This window comes from uncultured Cardiobacterium sp. (assembly GCF_938028825.1).
Classification (GTDB): domain Bacteria; phylum Pseudomonadota; class Gammaproteobacteria; order Cardiobacteriales; family Cardiobacteriaceae; genus Cardiobacterium.
This window is the reverse complement of sequence record NZ_CALIZP010000082.1, coordinates 10,705-32,266: the sequence shown is the minus strand read 5'-3', so window position 1 is coordinate 32,266 and position 21,562 is coordinate 10,705. Positions and strand designations below refer to the sequence as shown.

20 protein-coding genes are annotated in these 21,562 nt (G+C 60.6%); 9 read left to right on the top strand and 11 right to left on the bottom strand.

Annotated features, from left to right (window positions below; all coding sequences use genetic code 11):
• Positions 1-253, top strand: a 253-nt coding sequence (locus Q0562_RS12125) for a hypothetical protein (protein ID WP_298644711.1), incomplete at its 5' end; no start/stop codon positions are given.
• A gap of 92 nt (positions 254-345) precedes the next feature.
• Here the strand turns inward: Q0562_RS12125 and Q0562_RS12120 are convergent.
• The 9 genes from Q0562_RS12120 to Q0562_RS12080 all read right to left on the bottom strand — a co-directional run bounded on the left by Q0562_RS12120 (position 346) and on the right by Q0562_RS12080 (position 9,600).
• Positions 346-642 (bottom strand): integration host factor subunit alpha, encoded by a 297-nt coding sequence (locus tag Q0562_RS12120; RefSeq protein WP_298644709.1) that lies wholly within the window; start codon positions 640-642, stop codon positions 346-348.
• 6 nt (positions 643-648) lie between these two features.
• A complete protein-coding gene (gene pheT / locus Q0562_RS12115) occupies positions 649-3,045 on the bottom strand; it encodes a phenylalanine--tRNA ligase subunit beta (protein WP_298644706.1) in 2,397 nt (798 codons plus the stop codon).
• A gap of 9 nt (positions 3,046-3,054) precedes the next feature.
• Positions 3,055-4,059 (bottom strand): phenylalanine--tRNA ligase subunit alpha, encoded by a 1,005-nt coding sequence (gene pheS, locus Q0562_RS12110; protein WP_298644718.1) that lies wholly within the window; start codon positions 4,057-4,059, stop codon positions 3,055-3,057.
• 123 nt (positions 4,060-4,182) lie between these two features.
• Positions 4,183-4,536: a 50S ribosomal protein L20 gene (rplT, locus tag Q0562_RS12105; protein WP_298644705.1), complete on the bottom strand. Its 354-nt coding sequence runs from the start codon at positions 4,534-4,536 to the stop codon at positions 4,183-4,185.
• A gap of 10 nt (positions 4,537-4,546) precedes the next feature.
• The gene (gene rpmI / locus Q0562_RS12100) at positions 4,547-4,735 is read right to left on the bottom strand and encodes a 50S ribosomal protein L35 (RefSeq protein WP_298644703.1); all 189 of its coding nucleotides are present in this window, start codon (positions 4,733-4,735) and stop codon (positions 4,547-4,549) included.
• A gap of 63 nt (positions 4,736-4,798) precedes the next feature.
• Complete coding sequence (infC, locus tag Q0562_RS12095; RefSeq protein WP_298644716.1) at positions 4,799-5,314, bottom strand: translation initiation factor IF-3; 516 nt, start codon at positions 5,312-5,314, stop codon at positions 4,799-4,801.
• Between the two features lies 1 nt (position 5,315).
• Positions 5,316-7,235, bottom strand: coding sequence for a threonine--tRNA ligase (thrS, locus tag Q0562_RS12090; RefSeq protein ID WP_298644701.1), 1,920 nt, complete (start codon positions 7,233-7,235; stop codon positions 5,316-5,318).
• An 84-nt stretch (positions 7,236-7,319) separates the two neighbouring features.
• Entirely contained in the window at positions 7,320-8,333 is a 1,014-nt protein-coding gene (locus Q0562_RS12085; RefSeq protein WP_298644699.1) for an SIS domain-containing protein, read from the bottom strand.
• Positions 8,334-8,580: 247 nt separating this feature from the next.
• Positions 8,581-9,600 (bottom strand): ABC transporter substrate-binding protein, encoded by a 1,020-nt coding sequence (locus Q0562_RS12080; RefSeq protein WP_298644698.1) that lies wholly within the window; start codon positions 9,598-9,600, stop codon positions 8,581-8,583.
• Between the two features lie 128 nt (positions 9,601-9,728).
• On the opposite strand from Q0562_RS12080, the gene Q0562_RS12075 reads away from it, so the two are divergent.
• The 5 genes from Q0562_RS12075 to Q0562_RS12055 are packed head-to-tail and all read left to right on the top strand — an operon-like array spanning position 9,729 to position 15,110.
• Entirely contained in the window at positions 9,729-10,925 is a 1,197-nt protein-coding gene (locus Q0562_RS12075; protein WP_298644696.1) for an efflux RND transporter periplasmic adaptor subunit, read from the top strand.
• Positions 10,925-12,892 carry a MacB family efflux pump subunit gene (locus tag Q0562_RS12070; protein WP_366144784.1) on the top strand — a complete coding sequence of 656 codons (1,968 nt, stop codon included), beginning with the start codon at positions 10,925-10,927 and terminating at the stop codon, positions 12,890-12,892. Before Q0562_RS12075 ends, Q0562_RS12070 begins: the two co-directional genes overlap by 1 nt.
• 20 nt (positions 12,893-12,912) lie before the next feature.
• Entirely contained in the window at positions 12,913-14,319 is a 1,407-nt protein-coding gene (locus tag Q0562_RS12065; RefSeq protein WP_298644694.1) for an efflux transporter outer membrane subunit, read from the top strand.
• A gap of 23 nt (positions 14,320-14,342) precedes the next feature.
• Positions 14,343-14,690 carry a hypothetical protein gene (locus Q0562_RS12060; protein ID WP_298644692.1) on the top strand — a complete coding sequence of 116 codons (348 nt, stop codon included), beginning with the start codon at positions 14,343-14,345 and terminating at the stop codon, positions 14,688-14,690.
• A gap of 57 nt (positions 14,691-14,747) precedes the next feature.
• A complete protein-coding gene (locus Q0562_RS12055; protein WP_298644690.1) occupies positions 14,748-15,110 on the top strand; it encodes a copper resistance protein NlpE N-terminal domain-containing protein in 363 nt (120 codons plus the stop codon).
• Positions 15,111-15,250: 140 nt separating this feature from the next.
• Here Q0562_RS12055 and coaBC read toward each other — a convergent pair whose 3' ends face one another.
• Entirely contained in the window at positions 15,251-16,438 is a 1,188-nt protein-coding gene (gene coaBC, locus Q0562_RS12050) for a bifunctional phosphopantothenoylcysteine decarboxylase/phosphopantothenate--cysteine ligase CoaBC (RefSeq protein ID WP_298644688.1), read from the bottom strand.
• Positions 16,439-16,474: 36 nt separating this feature from the next.
• On the opposite strand from coaBC, the gene radC reads away from it, so the two are divergent.
• From radC to Q0562_RS12035, 3 genes are all read left to right on the top strand, one after another.
• Positions 16,475-17,149 (top strand): DNA repair protein RadC, encoded by a 675-nt coding sequence (gene radC / locus Q0562_RS12045; RefSeq protein ID WP_298644686.1) that lies wholly within the window; start codon positions 16,475-16,477, stop codon positions 17,147-17,149.
• Positions 17,150-17,193: 44 nt separating this feature from the next.
• On the top strand, positions 17,194-18,012 hold the full coding sequence (locus Q0562_RS12040; RefSeq protein WP_298644685.1) for a response regulator: 819 nt from the start codon (positions 17,194-17,196) through the stop codon (positions 18,010-18,012).
• Positions 18,013-18,078: 66 nt separating this feature from the next.
• Positions 18,079-18,645 (top strand): nitroreductase, encoded by a 567-nt coding sequence (locus Q0562_RS12035; RefSeq protein WP_298644683.1) that lies wholly within the window; start codon positions 18,079-18,081, stop codon positions 18,643-18,645.
• Between the two features lie 105 nt (positions 18,646-18,750).
• Here the strand turns inward: Q0562_RS12035 and Q0562_RS12030 are convergent, their stop codons facing one another.
• On the bottom strand, positions 18,751-21,558 hold the full coding sequence (locus Q0562_RS12030; RefSeq protein ID WP_298644681.1) for a valine--tRNA ligase: 2,808 nt from the start codon (positions 21,556-21,558) through the stop codon (positions 18,751-18,753).
• Between the last annotated feature and the right edge of the window lie 4 nt (positions 21,559-21,562).

Genomic DNA, 21,562 nt, shown 5'->3' with positions numbered 1-21,562 from the left:
ATGTGTTAAGCATGCCGCCAGCGTTCAATCTGAGCCAGAATCAAACTCTTCAGTTCATTCTTTCCCAAACTGCATTACTGTCTCTCAAATAATCTCAGTTCGGATGTTTGTCTTTTTTCTCTGCCAACCGGACAATCCGGCCGGCAAATCTACAGCAACAAAACACCCGCACAAACCATCTTCTCTCTTGTTAAAGATCCCGGTACCAAGTCTTCAAAAGACCCGTACACCGTGGCAAGGCCGCGCATTATAGCTGTCAATCCCTCCCGCGCAAGCCCTTTCGCAAATATTTTACCAGATTTTTCGTTAACTGCTGTTTTAGAAGGAAATTTTACTTCTATCTTTCTAACCTCGTGGTTTGCTGCCGGATACGCGTGCCTTCAGTTTCTGTCCGGCCTTGAAACTCACGACGCGGCGCGCCGTTATCGGTATTTCTTGACCAGTCTTAGGGTTCCTTCCCGGTCGCTGTTTTTTGTCACGCAGTTCAAAATTGCCAAATCCGGACAATTTTACTGACTCCCCGGCCGACAGGCAGGCGCGCACTTCTTCAAACATTTCGTCCACCATTTGTCGCGCTTCGGGGCGCGGGACGCCGATTTGTGTAATGATGGATTCGACGATGTCCGCTTTTGTCAGAGTCATTTTTGCCTACCTTAATTCTGCGTTGAATATGTTTCTCAAATGTGTAACAAGTGCCGCAATGGTACTTTCAACCTCCTCATCCTGCAAGGTTTTTTCGGAATCCTGTAAATATAGCGCTAAGGCAATGCTCTGTTTGTTGCCAAGTTTTCCATCCCGGTAAACATCGAAGCAATAGACATCGCTCAAACGCTCACCAACTTGCTGCCGTACGGTAGCCAAGATATCGGCAACAGCAATATTTTTATCAACAACCAATGCCAAATCGCGGCGCACCGTTGGGAATTTGCTGATGTTGCGATAATGCGGTAGGTGCTCTACCGGCAGTTCGGACAACTTGTTGATTTCGAAAATGTAAATTTCACTGCCGCGCGCATCCAGCGTTTGTAACAATTGCGGGTGCAAAGCGCCAACGCAGCCCAAGTACTGCCCCGCATCGTCGTATATGTCAGCGCTTTTCCCCGGATGTAGATAGGTTTGTCGCGATGGTTGATAACTGATTCCCCGTTTTTGCGCCAGCAGGTTTTCTACGACCGCCTTGGCATCAAAGAAATCCGTTTTCCGTGCTGCAACTCCCCATTGCTCAGGGGCCGCTAAGCCGCTGATAACACCGGCAATACGCACGGGCTGTGCACAATCGGCAGTATTCCCCCCCGCTTGCGGCAGGAACACGCGGCCAGATTCAAACAGACGCACGTCATATTGCTGGCGGTTACGGTTATAAATCAGGGCATTAACCAGCCCCGGCAATAGACTGCGCCGCATTTCGGCAAGGTTAGTGCTGATCGGATTTTGCAGCGTAATTGCCGTCGTTCCCGGAAAGAACACCTGGTGGCTGGTATTATCGATAAAGCTGTAAGTGACCGCTTCCTGAAAGCCTTGTGCCACCAGCAAATCTCTGTAATAACGCAGACTGCGGTTTTCGCCGGCTTCGTGCTGGTACCGCACCGCAGGCAGATGGTCGGGAATGTTGGTATAACCATCAATACGCGCGATTTCTTCGATCAAATCTTCGTTTATCATCAAATCAAAGCGCCAAGCGGGCGGTACAACTTGCCAAACGCCGTCGGCAAATTGCACTTCGCCACCAAGTCCCGTCAGAATGTTTGTGATAACAGCATCGTCGTAATCGCGCCCAATACATTGGGCAATGCTTTTACTTGATACCGTGACCGGCAAGCGCTGCGGCAGATATTCCGGGCTGACAGCAGCGGCTGCTTCTTCCGCCTCTCCGCCGCATATGGTCAAAATCAGATCCGTGGCAAGGTTCAGTGCGGTTTCTTGCAAGGTGTAATCCACACCGCGCTCGAAGCGTTGTGCGCTGTCGCTCGACACGGCAAAACGGCGCGCTTTCCCTGCGATGCGCGGCGGACTGAACCAAGCGGCTTCCAGGATGATGTTCCGGGTAGCAGTTGAACAGGCACTATCCGCCCCACCCATGACGCCGGCAACTGCCAGCGCTTTTTCTTTATCGGCGATAACCAAAACGTCTTCATCCAGGGCGGCCTCACTATCATTGAGCAAGCGCAGTTTCTCCCCTGCTTGCGCGCGACGCACCACGATGCCACCGCTGATTTTGTCTGCATCAAAGGCATGCAGCGGTGTCCCCAGCATCAGCATGACGTAATTAGTGACATCAACAACCGGATCATGGGTACGGATTCCGGCACGGCGCAAGCGCTCGGCCAGATGCGGCGGCGTAGCGCGACTGATGTCAATGCTGTGAATGACTCTGCCCAGATAGCGCGGGCTGTCTTGCGGGGCGCGGTTTTCGATGGTCAAGGTACATTTGCCATTGGTGTTGACTTCAACTGCGGGTAATGGCGGCAGATGAAAATCCCCGCCCAGTTCATCCCGGCATAGTTGGGCGATCTCCCGTGCCAGCCCCCGTATAGAAAAGCAGTCGGCGCGGTTTGGCGTCAGATCAATATCAATGATGCTGTCATTCAGACGTAAATAATCGCGAATATCCGTCCCCACCGGGGCATCCTCCGGCAGAACCAACAAACCCGCATGTTCATCGCTTAGTCCCAGTTCGCGTGCAGAACAGAGCATGCCAAACGACTCTACCCCGCGCAATTTCGATTTTTTGATGTGGACATCGCCCGGCAGCACCGCACCAATCGTCGCCAGCAGCACTTTGATGCCAACGGCCACATTGGGCGCACCACAAACGATTTGCAGTGTCTCGCTGCTCCCCGCATCAACGGTGGCAACCCGCAATTTGTCCGCATCGGGATGCGCGTTCAGGGTCAGGATTTGTGCGACGACCACCCCGGAAAACGGCGGTGCTGCATGGGCAACATCATCCACTTCCAGCCCTGCCATCGTCAGGCGTTCGGCAAGCAGCGCGGGCGGCAGATCAATGCCGTAATCTTCTTTCAGCCATTGCGTACTTAGCAACATGATTTATCCTCAAAACTCGTGGCGGAATTGGCGCAGGAAGCGCACGTCGTTTTCAAAAAACTGGCGCAAGTCCCGCACGCCGTAACGCAACATCGCCAGGCGTTCGATCCCCATACCGAAGGCATATCCTTGATAAATATCGGGATCAACACCGGAATTACGCAATACCTGCGGATGCACCATGCCGCAACCCAGCACTTCCAGCCATTTCGCATCTGCCCCGTCCTTGCTGAAGAAGGCGATATCAACTTCCGCCGACGGTTCGGTGAAAGGAAAGAAAGAGGGGCGGAAGCGTACCTGCAAGTCCTCGCGCGCAAAAAAATCGCGCAGGAAATGGATCAGGATGCCTTTCAAATCGGCAAAGGTGCTAAAAGTATCAACGACCAAGCCTTCTACCTGATGGAACATCGGCGTATGCGTGATGTCGGAATCGCTGCGATATACCCGTCCGGGGGCGATGATGCGCAGTGGCGCGCCCTCCTGCTCCATCGTGCGGATTTGCACACCGGATGTATGGGTACGCAGCACGGTTTGCGGGTCAAAGTAAAAAGTATCCTGCATCGCCCGCGCCGGATGGTGTTCAGGAATATTGAGCGCGGTGAAATTGTGAAAATCGTCTTCGATTTCGGGACCATCCTTGACCACAAAGCCCAAGCGGGCAAACCAGTCTTCAATACGGCGACGCGTCAGCGTCACAGGATGCAAACCGCCTTGGAACACTTGCTGCCGCCCGGCGAGGGTAACATCCACCCGTTCCGCCGCCAGCTTCTCTGCCATTTCCTGTGCTTTGAATGCCTCGATCTTTTCTTGCAATGCCTGTTGGAAGCGCGTTTTGGCATCGTTAATGATTTTGCCCAGTTGCGGACGTTCTTCCGCGCCTGCTGCGGCCAGCGCCTGCATATGCGCAGTAAAAATGCCTTTCTTTGAAAGGTAGGTGTTACGCAAGGTTTCCAGTGTCGGCAAATCCAGCGCTTCTTTCAGTGCTTTAAGCCCATCCTGTAAGGCCTTTTCCAGTGTTTCCTTGACAGACGATTGTTCACTCACATTATGCTCCCCGTGTATCTGTTACGCTCGGTGGTGGGAATGGCGGATAAAAAACGGCTGCTCACGCAGCCGTTTTTAACAGGAAATAAGACCTTATAGGGCTGCTTTCGCTTTTTCTGCCAAAACAGCAAAGACCTGTTTGTTGTATACCGCCAGTTCGGCCAGCATTTTACGGTCAATTGCGATTTCGGCTTTTTTCAGGCCGTTGATAAATCGGCTGTAAGACAGACCGTGCAGGCGCGCAGCGGCGTTGATACGGATAATCCACAGTTGGCGGAACTGGCGTTTTCTCGCCTTGCGGTCACGGTAGGCATATTGCCCTGCCTTGATAACCGCTTGTTTTGCAACGCGGAAAACTTTGCGGCGGGCATTGTAGTACCCCTTGGCTGCCGCCAGGATTTTTTTGTGACGGGCGCGTGCGGTAACGCCTCTTTTTACTCGTGCCATGTGCTACTCCTCAACCAATCATTTGCTTAATGGCTTTTACATCACTTTCATGCACCATCGTTGTGCCACGCAGGCCGCGTTTACGTTTGGTGGATTTTTTGGTCAGGATGTGACGCGCATGGGAGTGGGAACGCTTGTAGCCGTTCGCCGTTTTTTTGAAGCGCTTGGCAGCGCCCCGGTGGGTTTTCAATTTGGGCATACTAAAACTCGCATTGTTTGTTTTTGTTTCCGCCGCATTTTGTGCAGCGCTACGGTTGGCAGGTTATTTTTTCGGGGCGAAGACCATCACCATCTGACGGCCTTCCATCCCCGCTTTTTGCTCGACAATCCCGACTTCGGCCAGATCGGCTTCGATGCGGGTAAGCAGTTCCTGCCCGAGACCCTGGTGTGCCATTTCGCGACCGCGAAAACGGACGGTTACTTTGGCTTTATCACCATCTGCAAGGAAACGGTTCAGGTTGCGTAGTTTGACCTGGTAGTCTCCCTCGTCCGTTCCCGGACGAAATTTGATCTCTTTGATTTGGATGCGCTTTTGATTTTTTCGCGCTTCCTGTTGCTTTTTCTGCTGCTCGAAGCGGAATTTACCGTAATCCATGATCCGGCATACCGGCGGTTCGGCATTGGCCGCCACTTCCACCAAATCCAGATCCTGTTCGTAGGCAGCATCCAAAGCATCTTCGATTGATACGATGCCGAGCTGTTCGCCGTCGGCACCTATCAGGCGAATTTGTGCGTCCGTGATTCTCTCGTTGACGCGGGTTTCCGGTTGCTTGGCTATGCTAAATCTCCTGTGCTTTTGTGCTGTTCAGTTCTTGCATCAGCGCGATTACATCAGCGACAGGCATAGCGCCGAGGTCTTTGCCGTCGCGCTTGCGGACTGCCACCGTTGCCGATGCTTTTTCCCGCTCACCCGCGACCAGCAAAAAGGGGACGCGTTGCAGGGTGTGTTCGCGGATTTTATAGCTAATTTTTTCATTTCGCAAATCTTTTTCCGCGCGCAGCCCCGCTGCGACAAGCCTTTCGGCGACGTCATTTGCATAATCCGCCTGGGCGTCGGTAATCGGCATGACGACCGCCTGCACCGGCGACAGCCACAGCGGCATGTGTCCCGCATACTGCTCAATCAGGATGCCGATGAAGCGTTCCAGCGAGCCGAGGATGGCGCGGTGAATCATCACCGGCGTCTGCCGTTCGTCGTTTTCGTCGATGTAGTGCGCGCCGAGGCGTTCCGGCATGGAGAAATCGAGCTGCACGGTGCCGCACTGCCAGCGGCGGCCGAGGCTGTCTTTCAGGGTAAATTCGATTTTCGGGCCGTAGAACGCGCCTTCGCCGGGTTGCAGGCGGAACGGTTTGCCCTGTGCTTCCAGTGCTGCTTGCAGGTCGGCTTCTGCTTCGTCCCAGATTTCGTCGGAGCCGACACGTTTTTCCGGGCGGGTGGACAGCGCCAGCTCAACCTCGTGAAAACCGAAGTCGCTGTACACTTCGTACACCATCTGGCAGCAGCGTTCGATTTCCTCACGGATTTGCCCGCGTGTACAGAAGATGTGGCCGTCGTCCTGCACGAAGCGGCGCACCCGCATCAGTCCGTGCAATGTGCCGGACGGCTCGTTGCGGTGGCAGATGCCGAATTCGGCGTAACGCACCGGCAATTCGCGGTAACTGCGCAATCCCTGGTTGAAAATCTGGATATGGCCGGGGCAGTTCATCGGCTTGACCGCGTAATCGTGCTCGTCAATGCAGCAGGTGAACATATTGCCGCCGAACTTGTCCCAGTGGCCGGATTTTTCCCACAGCGAGCGGTCGAGGATTTGCGGCCCCTGCACCTCTTCGTAGCCGTATTTGCGCAGTTTGCCGCGCATATAGTTCTCGATTTCGCGGTAGATGACCCAGCCCTTGGCATGCCAGAACACCATGCCCGGCGCTTCTTCCTGCAAGTGGAAGAGATCGAGCTGCTTGCCGATCTTGCGGTGGTCGCGTTTTTCCGCTTCCGCCTGCTGTTGCAGATAGGTGTCAAGCGTTTTCTGATCGGCGAAAGCGACGCCGTAAATGCGTTGCAGCGGCTCGCCTTTGGCATCGCCGCGCCAGTACGAGCCGGACAGCTTCGTCAACTTGAACGCTTTGACATGCCCCATATGCGGCACGTGCGGGCCACGACACATATCCACATATTCCTGGTGGTGATAGAGGCCGACCTGCTTGACGCTGTCGTCGAAATCATCAATCAGGCGCACCTTGAAATCCTCATGGCGGTCGGTAAACGCCCGGCGCGCTTCAGCGACCGGTGTCCACACCTTCTCGACCCTGTAACCCGTCGCCGCCAGTTCCTTCATCCGTTTTTCCAGCGTTTCCAGGTCTTCCGGGGTGAAGCGGTGACTGCTCTCGATGTCATAGTAGAAGCCGTTTTCAATCACCGGCCCGATGACCATCTTCGCCTCCGGCCACAATTGCTTCAACGCGTGCCCGAGCAGGTGCGCGGTTGAGTGGCGGATGATGTGCACCCCCGCCTCGTCCTTGTTGGTGATGATGGCAACATGCGCGTCGGTGGTAATCGCGTCGCTCAAATCGCGTTCCTCGCCATTCACCACCACGGCGATGGCGGCTTTGGCGAGGCCACTGCCAATCGCGGCGGCGATTTGCGCGCCGCTGGTCGGATTCTCAAACTGACGGACACTGCCGTCGGGCAACGTAATATTCAACATAAACATTCCTGACAAAAGAGCGGCGACTACCACACGCCGCCGGAAAAAAGAAGGCGGGCATTGTACGCCAACGCCCGCCAGCGGTCACACCGTCCGCGTCACCTTCTGCAAAAACGGCGGCTCGTCCGCATTCAGCCCGCGCGCCCCGGCGAGACGGGCGGCGGTAACGTACCACGACACAATCGCCGTCAAGCCGTGCAACGCCTCGTGCCCGCCATTGACCAGCGGCAAATGCAGCGTATCCGCCACCCGCTTGTCGCTCACCAGCAGCACGCGCGCACCACGCTCGGCGAAGCGGGCGGCGAGTTGCAACGCATCTTCCTGATAACGGTCGGGCGGGGCGAACAGCAGCACCGGAAAACCGTCGTGGACAATCGCCATCGGCCCGTGCCGCACCTCGGCGGCGGAAAACGCCTCGCCCTGCAACTGACACGTCTCCTTGCACTTCAACGCCGCCTCCTGCGCGACAGACAACCCCGTGCCGCGCCCGACCACAAACAGCCGCTCGCTGCCACGCAGCACATCCACCGCTTGCGGCCAATCCGCCTGCGCCGCCTGATGCAACCGCTCCGGCAGCGCATCCAGCGCCTGCATCAGCGCCGCATCACCATGCCAGTGCGCGAGCAGACGCAACGCCAGCGTGACCGTCGCGACAAAACTCTTCGTCGCGGCGACGCTTTTCTCCTCGCCCGCCTGCACCGGCAGCAGATGCTGACACGCCGCCGCGAGCGGCGACGGCACCACATTCACCAGCGCCGCCGTTTGCGCGCCGCCGGCGGCGAGCGCCTGCACCATCGCGATTACATCCGGCGGACTGCCCGACTGCGACGCGGCGAGCGCCAAATAACCTTCCACCTGCCACGGCGTCGCCAGCACACTGCTGAGCGACGGCGGCAGCGATGCCACCGGCATCCCGCGCGCATGCATCAACACATACGCCCAATAGCCCAGGGCATGATCGGATGTGCCGCGCCCGACCGTAACCACGCCGCGCGGCGGGCGAGCTTTCAGCGCCTCGGCGAGCGCCAGCGCGGACGAAACATCCTGCGCGGCGACCCGTTCGGCGGATTCCCGCGCTTCCTGCAACATAAAAGACATAAAACACCTCTCAAAAAACAAAACCGCCGCGCGAAACAAGTATGCACCGCGCAGCCAAAGCGCAAGCGGGTGCCGACTCACCGCATGGAATGCGGATGGTGGCCGCCCCTGCTTTCAGGACGCGCACATTATCCGCCGATTCGCGCCGGATGCCGCATCATTCAGGGCGTGCCGTCCGTGGCGCGTGTTCATCTTTCCCCTCATGATTGACGGGCATGACGGCGCGCCATGCCGGGCCGCAAGGTGTTTATTCCCCGTCCTTCACTTCTTTCTGCCATTTGTCGGTGAGGCGTTTGCCTTCGGCGGCGGCGCCGAAGCGGTCGGTGAAGTCGATGTCGAGCAGGTTGAGGTCGTTTGCAGCGGGGAATTTTGGCGAACTTTGTGCGTGGCGGTTGGTGGGGAGCTGGTAGTAACCCGCGTCACGCCAGGCGAGTTCCTGCGCTTCGACACCGAGCGCCCAGTCCACGAATTTCACCGCGTTGTCGCGGTTGCGCGCGCCCTTGATGACGCTGACCGCACCGAGGCTGTAGCCCACGCCTTCGCAGGGGCGGATGCCGCTGACCGGCGCGCCGCGTTCTTTTTCGCGGGTGTAGTTGTGCAGGAAACCGATGTCCACCGCGACTTCGCCGGTCGCGAGGCTTTTGGTGGCAAGCCCGCTTTTGGCGTATTCGGCGATGTTCGGCCGCAGCGCTTTGAGGTAGGCGAAGGCCTTGTCTTCGCCCCACAGGGTGATGAGGGTGGCAAGCATGGTGTAGCCGGTGCCGGTGGTGCGCGGGTCGGCGTACTGGATTTGTCCTTTGAGTTTGGGGTTTAAGAGGTCGGCGAAGCATTTGGGCGGTTCCATGCCGAGTTCGGCCAGTTTTTTGTTGTTGACGCCGATGCCGAAGGGCATGAGGTAGATGATGGAGAGGTGTTGCCCGCGCGGGTGTTCGGCGAGTTTTTGGAATTGCGGCAGGATGTCAGCCTGTTTGGGCGAGGTCACGCTCAAATCGAGCAGGTCGTCGTCGGCGGCTTGCAGGTGCGGCTCGACGGTGCCGCCGTACCACACGTCCGCCTGCGGGTTGTCTTTTTCGTTTTTGATTTTGCTGAGGATGGTGCCGGTGCTTTGCCGGATGAACTGGGTTTCGACGTCGTTTTCTGCGGCGAAGCGTTTGGCGGCTTTTTCGCAGACTTCGTTCTGCATGCTGCAATAGATGGTGAGGCGGCCCGCACCCTGGGCGGCAGGAAGAAGGGCGGCAAGGGCGAGGGCGAGCAATGAGCGGTACATGGCGGGTTCCTTACAAATTAAGCTTGGGCAAATTTCAGCCGAGAGCGGCGCTTTCTAATTATCAGCTAATTTTCGCCGCTTTGCTTTCCGTTACAATCCGTACTTTCCACGACCATTCCAAGGATTTCATGATGTTGCATTTTCAGCGCGGCAAGGTGCCGGTGAAATTTCTCTTTTTCCTGCTCGTGCTCGGCGCGGGCGGTTTTTATGCCTGGCGGGTGTTGCACAAGCCCGCCGACGATAACGGCGGCGTCAAGTACATCACTGCCCCGGTCGCGAAGGGCGATATTGCCCACACGGTGCTGGCCAGCGGTTCGTTACAGCCGCTGAAATCGGTCAAGGTCGGGGCGCAGGTGTCTGGCGAGATCAGCGCGCTTTATGTGCAGATTGGCGATCAGTTGAAGCAGGGGGATCCGGTCGCGGAGATTGATGCCAGCACGCAGCAGAATACGCGCGACAGTGCCGCCGCTTCACTTGCCTCCAGCAAGGCCGCGCTGACCTCGGCGCAGGCGAAGTTGCGCGAGGCGCAGCAGAATTTCAACCGCCAGCAGTCGCTGGTGAAAAAGGGCGCGGCAGCGAGCGAGACGCTGGATGCGGCGCAGGCGACGCTGAAAGCGGCGCAGAGCAGTGTCGAGCAGGCGAAGGCGGATATCCGCAAAAGCCAGCTTGAGCTGGATAACGCGGGCCTGCGCCTGGGCTATACGAATGTGACGGCGCCGATGGACGGCGTGGTGATTTCCGTCGCGGTTGAAAAGGGTCAGACGGTGAACGCGGTGCAGGACAGCCCGACGCTGGCGACCATCGCCCAGACGAAGACGATGACGGTCGAAGCGGAAATCGCCGAAGCCGATGTCGGCGAGCTGAAACCCGGCATGAATGCCTATTTCACCCTGCTCGGCAGCGACAAAACCCGCTACGAGGGCAAATTGAAGAGTATCGACCCCGCCCCGCTCGCCACCTCGAATAACAGCACCACGACGGCAAGCAGCAGCGACGACACCGCCGTCTATTACTACGGCAAGATGGATGTGCCCAATCCCGACGGCAAACTGCGCATCGGCATGACCGCGAACATGGTCATTGCCGTGGAAGAAGCGAAGGGCGTCCTCACCATCCCGATGACGGCGCTGCAAACCAACGCCCAGGGTGAGGACGAAGTGCAGGTGATGATTGACGGCAAACCGCAGCCGCGCGTGGTCAAGCTCGGTATCAATGACGGCGTCAACACCGAAGTGAAAGAAGGGCTGAAAGAAGGCGAGGAAGTCGTCATCAGCTCGGGCAGCGGCGAAGGCAGCATCCCGATGGGACCGGGAGGCCCGTTCTGATGGCCGAACCGCTGATCCGCATCAAAAACCTCTACCGCCGCTTCAAGAGCGGGGAAGGGGAGGTGACCATACTCAACGACCTCAACCTGGAAATCGAAGCGGGAGAAATGGTCGCCATCATCGGCCAGTCGGGGTCGGGCAAATCCACCCTGATGAACATCCTCGGCTGCCTTGACCGCCCCAGTGCTGGTGAGTATTACATCAACGGCAAAAACGCCACCGACCTCAGCCCGCAGGAACGCGCCGCACTCAGACGCGAATACATCGGCTTCATCTTCCAGCGCTACCACTTGCTTGCCGACCTCAAAGCCTGGGAAAACGTCGCTATTCCCGCCATCTACGCCGGTACGGACGGCGAAGCGCGGGAAAAGCGCGCCAAAGCGCTGCTTACCCGCCTCGGCCTCGGCGAACGCACCGAACACAAACCCGGCCAACTTTCCGGTGGCCAGCAACAGCGCGTCTCCATCGCCCGCGCGCTGATGAACGGCGGGCAAATCATCTTCGCCGACGAACCCACCGGCGCGCTCGACAGCCACAGCGGCGAAGAAGTGATGAAAATCCTCGGCGAACTGCACGCCGAAGGCCACACCATCATCCTCGTCACCCACGACCGCCACATCGCCGAACACGCCGACCGCGTCATCGAAATCAAGGACGGCAAAATCATCGCCGACCACCGCCGCGAGGGAGGCAGCGCCACGGGCGACCTGCACACCGCCGACGCCCCCACCGGCAAAAAAACCGCCTTCGGCGCGGCGGGGCGCTTCACCTCCGCCATCCACATGGCCTGGCGCGCCATCCTCGGCCACAAACTGCGCGCGTTTCTCACCATGCTCGGCATCATCATCGGCATCGCCTCCGTCGTCAGCGTCGTCGCCCTCGGCCAAGGCGCGCAACAACAAGTCCTCAGCCAAATCAGCGACCTCGGTTCCAGCACCATCGAAATCTTCCCCGGCCGCTTCGGCGATCGCCGCGCAGGCCGCATCCGCACCCTCGTTCCGGCGGACGCCGCCATCCTCGCGCAGCAAAGCTTCATCGACAGCGCCACCCCGACCGTCAGCGCCAGCCCGACCATCCGCCACGGCAACAAAGACTACACCGGCAACCTGACCGGCGTCGGCGACCAATACTTCCAGGTGCAGAACATCCCCATCACCGCCGGACGCAACTTCAGCGCGCGCGACATTGACGACTACGCCGCCCTCGCCATCCTCGACAAAAAAGGCGCGGAAACCCTCTATAAAAGCACGGCGGCAGACAACTATGCCGGCGCCCTCGGCCAGGTGCTGCTGCTCAACAACGTCCCCGTGCGCATCATCGGCATTGCCGACACCGACAAACAAAACCGCTTCGGCGGCAGCAACAGCATCAACGTGTACATGCCCTACACCTCGGCGATGAACCGCCTGCTGGGGCGCAACAACGTCTCCAGCATCACCCTGCGCATCAGCGACAACGCCGACCCCGTCGCCGCCGAAGACGCCATCACCCGCATCCTCACCCGCCGCCACGGCAGCAAAGACTTCTCGCTCTTCAACAGCGATAGCCTGCGCAAAGCCATCACCAGCAGCACCCAGGTCTTCACCCTGCTCATCTCGGCCATCGCCGCCATCGCCCTCGTCGTCGGCGGCATCGGCGTGATGAACATCATGCTCGTCTCCGTCACCGAACGCACCCAGGAAATCGGCATCCGCATGGCCGTCGGCGCGCGCCAGAGCGACATCCTCATGCAATTCCTCATCGAAGCCCTGATGCTGTGCCTGCTCGGCGGTGCGCTCGGCATCGCGCTGGCCTACGGCATCGGCTGGCTCTTCAACCAGAGCGGCGCGGAAATCCGCCTCATCTACTCGACCAGCTCCGTCATCGCCGCCGTCATCTGCTCCAGCAGCATCGGCATCCTCTTTGGCTACCTGCCCGCGCGCAACGCCGCCAGACTGGACCCCGTCGAAGCCCTCAGCCGCGAATGACACGACACAAAGGACGACACATGAACAACCGCAAAACTCTCATCCTTGCCCTCCTCCTCGGCGGCTGCGCCACCACCACACCGCACGACCTGCAACAAGACATCCGGGCCAGCGCCATCCCGCAACAATGGATGTTCGCCCATGCCGACAACCGCAGCGGCCGGGCCGAATGGTGGCGCGACTACGGCGACCCCGCCCTTGACCGCATCATCACGCAAGGACTCGCCCACAACCAGAACCTCGCCGCCGCCGGTTACGCCTGGCAAAAAAGCCGCCTGGCGCTGGAAAACGCCGGCGCCAACCGGGGGCCTGACTACAACGGCAGCCTCGGCGCGAGTGCCAACCGCAACCTCAGCGACGGCAGCAAAACCGGGCAGAACTACACCACCGGCCTCGGCATCAGCTACCAGACCGACCTCTGGGGCAAACTGCGCCTCGCCGAAAACAACGCCCGCTGGGAAACCGAAGCCAGTGCCGAAGACCTGCTTGCCACCCGCCTCAGCCTCATCGGCGACATCATCGGCGAATACCTGCAAATCGCCTACACCAACGACCAGCTCGCGCTGAATACCGCCTACCGCAACAACGCCGCCGAAACCCTGCGCCTCACCCAGGCAAAAGTGGACGCGGGCAGCGCCTCCCAACTCGATCTGCGCCAGGCCGAACAAAACCGCACCAGCCTCGAAAACACCAAAAACACCCTCGAAAACCAGCGCCAACAGCACGAAACTACCCTCGCCAGCCTGAGCGGACAACCGCTCACCCGCAGCATCAACCAAGCGCCAAGCCTCGCCCGCCTCAGCCTGCCGCCGATAGACACCGCCATCCCCGCGCACCTGCTCGCCCAGCGCCCCGACCTGCGTGCCGCCCAATACCGCCTGCAACAAAACATCGGCAACATCCGCATCGCCGAGCGCGACTACTACCCCGACCTCAGCCTCGGCGCGAACCTCACGACCGGTGCCGACCGCATCCTGCAACTCCTGCAAAACCCCGTCGCCGCCATCAGCGCCAACATCAGCCTGCCGTTTCTGAACTACCACAAAAAAGACATCGCCCGCCGCGAAGCCGAAGCCACCTACCAGCAAAGCCTCGCCAGCTTCCGGCAAACCCTCTACCGCGCCCTCGGCGAGACGCAAAACGCCATACTGAACCTCGCGCAAAGCCAAAAAGAAGCGGACAACCTGCAAGAACGCCTGGCGCAAGCCAAAGACATCGAAGCCCTCACCCGCATCCGCTACCAGGCGGGCGCAGCCAGCCTGCAAGACGTGCTGGAAAAAGAAGACGCGACCAGAGGCGTCGAAGAATCCCTCCTTGCCAACCGCTACCAGCAACTCGCGCGCAGCCTGACCCTGCACCTCGCCCTCGGCGGCAGCCTGCAAGACAACACGGCGGCACGGCCACAGGCGGCAGCGGACAGCCCATAACGCAGACAAAAGAAGAACACACCATGCCCACCACAGCCAGACTCACCACCAGCGGCCAGGAACAGACACTGCATCTGCCGCCCGCCTACCGCTTCAACAGCGAAGAAATCCATATAGCCGTTTCAAACAGGGCTGAGACAAGGCGGCGAGCCGAAGACAGTACGGATAAGTACGGCGAGGCGAGCCAACACCGTATCAGCCCTGTTTGGAACGGCTATATCCGCCGCGACCCGCCGACGGGCGATACTATCCTTTCCGCCAAACCGCCGGATTGGCAGGAATACTTTGCCCTGGCCGATGCCGCACAAATAGCGGATGACTTCATGAATGACCGCGACACGCGCCCCGCCGACGACAAGGCATTGTTTTGAGCGACAAACAGTAGGCGGGCTTCAGCCCGCCGGAAAACCGCTATAACCGGAAAAACCATGAAAAAAGCCTTCCCCGCCGTCGCCATCCTCCTCGCAGCGGCCGCCCATGCCGCCGAAGATTTTGCCGGCACATACAGCGGCACCCTGCCCTGCGCCGTCTGCGACGGTCTGCAAACCGAACTGACCATCGGCGACGGCGCATACACCCTCGTCAGCACCCGCCTCGGTCTGGGCGAAGAAAGCGAAGAGATCAGCGGCGTGTACCGCACCACCACCGACAAGCAATATCTGCAACTCGACAACCAGACGGACAAACTCACCTTCTACATCGGCGACGGCTACCTCGAACTGCGCGAACCCGACGGCGAAAAAATCGACGGGGAGCGGCCGGACGAAGATTTCCGCCTCGTGCGGCGATAGCCTCCTGCCGTTCCGGTTTTGGCGCGGCCCGACGGTGACGGAGTGCCCGGCCATCCCAAAACCCCAAATAATCTGCCGCAGGGCGGGCGGCCGTCGAAACCCTGTCAATGGTGGGCTGAAGCCCACCTGCGAATTTCTTTCTATTTCCTGGGATTAGCATCATAGGCGGCGCGGATGTGGTCGAGGATGTGCTCCGCCAGCGCGTTTTTGCTCTGCCGGGGCAGCGGGATTTCGCTGACGGCGCTGATGAGGGTCGCGCTGTTGTCGTCCGCGCCGAAGACATCGCCGCTCACGTCGTTGGCGATGATGAGGTCGAGGTTTTTCCGCGCGCGTTTGTCCCTGGCATAGGCGAGCAGGTTGTCGGTTTCGGCGGCAAAGCCCACGGTGTAGGGGCGGGTATCCGGCGGCAATGCGGCAATGGCCGCGATCACGTCCGGGTTTTGCACGAGGGTGAGGGTCAGCGGGGCATCGCCCTGTTTTTTGTGTTTGTGCGCGGCGGGGTGTTCGACGCGGTAGTCGGCGACGGCGGCGGCGGAGAGGTAGATGTCGCCGGGCCGGGCGAGAGCGGCGGCGAGCAGGTCTTGCGCGCTTTCGATGTCGATGCGCTTCACGCCCGGCGGGGTCGCAAGCGCCGTCGGGCCGCTGATGAGGATCACGTCCGCGCCACGGCGTGCGGCGGCGGCGGCCAGGGCGTAGCCCATTTTACCGCTGCTGTGGTTGGTCAGATAACGCACCGGGTCGATGGCTTCGCGCGTCGGCCCGGCGGTAACGGTGAGACGGATGCCCTGCCAGTCCCGCTTGGGCGTGAGGTAGTCGCGCAGGTTTTCGGGTTCGGGCAGGCGGCCCGCACCCACATCGCCGCAGGCTTGCGCACCGCTGTCGCCGGGGATGACGGTGTGCTTCTCGCGCGCGGCAAGGATGGCAAGATTGGCCTGCACGGCGGGGTGGGCGAGCATATGGCAGTTCATCGCCGGGGCGAGGTAGATATGCGCGTTTGTCGCGAGGTAGAGGGTGGTGAGGAGGTCGTCGGCGATGCCGTGCGCGAGTTTGCCGAGGATGTTCGCCGTCGCCGGGGCGATGAGATAGGCATCCGCCCAGCGCGCCAGTTCGATGTGGCTCATGCCCTGTTCGGCGGCAGGGTCGAAGAGAGCGTGCCGCACGGCTTCGCCGGAAACGGCTTGCAGGGTGGCCGGGCTGACGAAGTGGGCGGCGTGGGCGGTGTGGACGATGCGGACGTTATCGCCCTGTTTTTTCAGGAGGCGGACGAGGTGCGGGATTTTGTAGGCGGCAATGCTGCCGCTGATGCCGATGAGGATGTTCTGCGTCATATAATGCGGGGCTTTTTTGGGGGGGAAGTTATTGTAATGGATGGGGATGTCGTCTCAACGGATATGCCGCGCGAGCGCCTTTTGGCGAAGGGGGCGGCGGCGCTGGCCGATTATGAATTGCTGGCGATTTTGCTGCGCACCGGGGCGAAGGGCGTAGATGTGCGGCGTTTCGCCCAGGATTTGCTGAAAGCGCGCGGCGGGCTGGTCGGGCTTTTCAACAGCCGCCCCGCCGATTTGCAGGCGGTGCGCGGCCTCGGCAAGGCGAAGTCGGCGGAGATTCTTGCGGTCACGGAGCTGGCGCGGCGTTTCATGGCGGAAGAGATGCGCCGCCCGTCGTGGTCGTTCTCTTCGCCGGATCATGTGCGCGATTTCCTGATGTTGCAGTTCAAAGGGCAGGGGCTGGAATCGTTCGGCGTGCTGTTTCTGAATCAGCAGCACGGGTTTCTCGCCTTCGAGCGGATGGCGGCGGGCGCGGCGGGGGCGGTCGACATTCCCGCGCGCGCGCTCTTCGCCGGCATCCTGCATCATCACGCCGCCGCCGTCATCCTCGCCCACAACCACCCGGCGGGCAGCACCGAGCCGTCCGCCGCCGACCGCACCGCCACGAAACGGATCGAGGCGGCGCTCAACCTGATGGATGTGCGCCTTTTGGACCATTTCATCGTCGCCGGTAACGTCCTGGTTTCCATGCGGGAACGCGGCGGTTGGTGATACAATGCGGTAATGTGTTTTATGGACGAGAGGATTTGATTTTTATGCTGAAAACCGCCCTGATTGTGGATGATTCCCGCCTCGCGCGCCTCACCCTGAAGCGATTGCTGGCCAAATACGATATTGATGTCATTGAGGCCGAAAGCGTCATTGACGGCGAAAGCTGGATTTCCCGCCACACCCTGCCGGACATCGTCTTCATGGACATCATGATGCCCGACCTGGACGGCTACGAAGGTCTGGCGCGGCTGCGCGCCGACCCGGAAACACATGACCTGCCCGTCATCATGTATTCCGGCGACATCTCCGAAGAAGCGCGGCAGAAGGCGCGCGACGCGGGCGCGACCGGATACCTGCCGAAACCCGCCGACGCCAGCCGCCTCGACCACCTCCTCTCCGCCCTGCGCGACCGTGTCCGCCCTGCCGCCCAGCCGGTGCCGCAACCCGCACCGCCGCCCCCGCCGCCGAAACCCGTCCCCGCCCCGCCACCGGTGCGCGCCGTGGTGGACGAACCCGATTTCGACGTGGTCACGCCGTCCTACGTCGCCCCCGCCGCCGTGCCGCAGCCGCAGCCGCACATCCCGCTCGCCGTCACCTACGTCGATACCACGGAAATCACCCGCCGCATCGACGCCCTCGAACGCCAGCTCACCCTGACCCAGGAAAAAGCGCAACGCGCCGCCGACGAAGGCAAGGCGGGCATGACGGCCGACATCGAAAAACAGCGCAAAGAAGTGCAACACCTGCAAAACCGCCTCACGGAAAGCGACCGCCGCGCCACCATCTCCATCGTCATCGGCGGCATCGCCCTGCTGATTGCCGTGCTGGCCGTGGTCTGGCAACTGTTGCAACACGCTGCCTGATCGCGCACTTCCCCCGGCAAACGCCACGTCCCGTGGCGTTTTTCATTTCCCCCAACCGAGAGAACCATGAACCCGACCCTCGACCTGCTCCTGCACCGCAACTCGCCCCGCCCGGCACAACTCGCCGACCCCGCCCCCGGTGACGACGAGCTGACCCTCATCCTGCGCGCCGCAACCCGCGTTTCCGACCACGGCAACCTCAACCCGTGGCGGCTGGACATCTTCAAAAAACCCGCGCAGGAAGCGCTCTACCGCGTGCTGCTTGCCATCTGGCAGCAAAAATACCCCGACGCCGACGAAGGGCTGACCGCGAAAAAAACCAGCTTCGTCCGCGCCGCGCCGCTGCTCGTCATGGTATCGAGCCGCCTCAACACCCTCAGCACCGTGCCGCGCTACGAACAAATCCTCTCCGGCGGTGCCGTCTGCCAGAACCTCATCATCGCCTCCGCCGCGCTCGGCTACGGCACCTGCTGGCTGACCCCGTGGGCGGCGGCAGATACCGACGTCAAGGCGCACCTCAACGTCAAACCCGAAGACGACATCCTCGGTTTCATCTCGCTCGGCACTCCAACCCTTACCCCGCCGGAACGCTTCCGCCCGCCGCTGGAAGACGTGGTGGTGTGGCACGGATAGCGCCCGAACCGCCGCCGGGCGGCAGGAGCAAAATCCCCGCCGAATGGCGGGGATTTTTTTGCCCCGTTTTTTTGTCGTACGGGACAGGGCAAAAAGCGGGGGGGCTTACAACGCCGCGACTTTTTTCCGCTGGGCACGCAGGGCAGCGACGGTTTCTTCGTCGCCGGCGAGTTGGGCGCGGGTTTGGGCGACCAAGGCGGCGGGGGCGCTGGCGGTGAAGCGTTCGTTGGCGAGCTGTCCGCTGAGGCGGGCGATGTTTTGTTCGCGTTTCGTGATTTCTTTGTCGAGGCGGGCAAGTTCGGCGGTTTTGTCGATGAGCCCCGCCAGCGGGATCATGTTTTTTGCGCTGCCAACCATGAAGGCGGCGGCTTCGGGTTCGGCTTCGCCATCCGCGAGGACGCGGATGCTGTCGAGGCGGCCCAGCGCGAGCAGGCTGCGTTCTTGGGCGGCAAGGTAGCCTCTGGCGTTATCGTCCAGGCCGCTGATGATGAGCGGCAGCGGTTTGCCGGGGGCGATGTTCATGTCGGCGCGGATTTTGCGTACGCCGAGCAGGGTTTCTTGCAGCCAGGCGATTTCGGCGTCGGCCTGCGGGTCTTCGCCGTTGCTTGCCGCCGGGTAGGGCTGGGTCATGATGGTGTCGCCCGTTTTGCCGAGCAGCGGCGCGGTTTGTTGCCAGATTTCTTCGCTGATGTAGGGCATGAGCGGGTGGATGAGGCGCAGCGCTTGTTCGAGGACGTCGAGCAGGGTGTGGCGGGTGCGCGCTTTTTCGGCGGCGTCGTCGTTGTGTTTGCCGAGAACGGGTTTGGCGAGTTCGAGGTACCAGTCGCAGTACTGGTTCCAGATGAAGTCGTACACGGCTTGCGCGGCGAAGTCGAAGCGGTAGCTGTCAAACGCTTCGCGTACGCTGCGGATGGTGCGGTCGAGTGCGCCGTAGATCCAGCGGTCGGCAGCGCTTTTTTCTTTGACGGGGGCAGCGGCGATGGTTTGGCCTGCGGTCTGCATTTGTACGAAGCGGGCGGCATTCCACAGTTTGTTGCAGAAGTTGCGGTAGCCTTCGACGCGTTTGGTGTCGAAGACGATGTCGCGGCCCATGGTCGCTTGCGCGGCGAAGGTGAAGCGCAGGGCATCGGTGCCGTAAGCGGCGATGCCATCCGGGTATTCTTTGCGGGTCTGCGCGGCGATTTTTTCGGCTTTTTGCGGCTGCATCATGCCGCTGGTGCGTTTTGCGACCAGGGCTTCGCCGTCGATGCCGTCGATGATGTCGAGCGGGTCAAGGACGTTGCCTTTGGATTTGGACATTTTCTGCCCTTCGCTGTCGCGCACGAGGCCGTGGATGTACACCTCGCGGAAGGGGACTTCGCCGTGCATGCAGTACATGCCCATCAGCACCATGCGCGCCACCCAGAAGAAGATGATGTCGAAGCCGGTAACGAGGACGTTGCCGGGGTAAAAGGTTTTAAGGTCGGCGGTGTCATCCGGCCAGCCCTGGGTGGCGAACGGCCACAGCGCGGAGGAGAACCAGGTGTCGAGCACGTCTTCATCCTGCGTCAGCGGGAGTCCAGCGGCGAGGCGGTATTTTCCGCGCACGGCGGCTTCGTTTTCGGCGACGTACACGTTGCCGTCGGCGTCGTACCAGGCGGGGATGCGGTGCCCCCACCAGAGTTGGCGCGAGATGCACCAGTCTTGCAGGTTTTCCATCCAGTTGTAGTAGGTATTTTTCCAGTTGTCCGGCACGAATTTGATGCGGCCATCGCGCACGGCGTCGAGCGCGGGCCGGGTGAGTTTGGCCATGCCTTTGTCGCTGGACAGGTCCACGAACCACTGGTCGGTGAGGTAGGGTTCGATGACGACGCCGCTGCGGTCGCCGTAGGGGCGTTTCAGGGTGTGCGGTTCGACTTTTTCCAGTAATCCGGCGGCATCGAGGTCAGCAACGATTTTTTCCCGCGCCACCCAGCGGTCAAGGCCGCGATAGGCGGGCGGCACGTTATCGTTCAGGGTGGCGTCGGGGTTCATCAGGTTGATGACTTCCATTTCATGCCGCTGGCCGACGGCGTAGTCGTTGAAGTCGTGCGCGGGGGTGATTTTCACGCAGCCGGTGCCGAAGTCCATTTCGACGTATTCGTCGGCGATGATGGGGATAACGCGCTCGGTGAGCGGGACGTGCACCATTTTGCCGAGCAGGTGGCGGTAGCGTTCATCGTCGGGATGCACGGCGAGCGCGCCGTCGGCGAGGATGGTTTCCGGGCGGGTGGTGGCGATGTGCATGTACTGCCCGTCCAGCCCCTGCCCGGCGACGAAGGGGTAACGGACGTGGTACATGAAGCCGCTTTCTTCGCGGTTTTCCACTTCGAGGTCGGAGATGGCGGTTTTCAGTACCGGGTCCCAGTTGACCAGGCGCTTGCCGCGATAGATGAGGCCATCGTCGTAGAGTCTGACGAAGAGGGTGCGCACCGCGCGCGAGAGGGCGTCGTCCATGGTGAAGCGTTCGCGCGTCCAGTCGAGCGAGGCACCGAGGCGGCGCAGTTGCTGCATGATTTGCCCGCCGGATTCGGCCTTCCATTCCCATACTTTGGCGGTGAACGCTTCGCGGCCGAGGTTGTGCCGCGTTTTGCCCGCTGCGTTCAGCTGGCGCTCGACGACCATTTGTGTCGCGATGCCGGCATGGTCGCTGCCCGGCTGCCACAGGGTGTTGTCACCGAGCATGCGGTGGTAGCGGATGAGGGCGTCCATGATGGTGTCCTGGAAGGCGTGGCCCATGTGCAGGGTGCCGGTCACGTTCGGCGGCGGAATCATGATGGCGTAGGGCTTGCCGCTGCCGCCGGGGGCGAAGTGGTTGCCGGCTTCCCAGCGGGCGTACCATTTGTTTTCGATGTCGGCGGGTTGGTAGCGGGTGGCCATGCCGTCTGTGTTCATGATT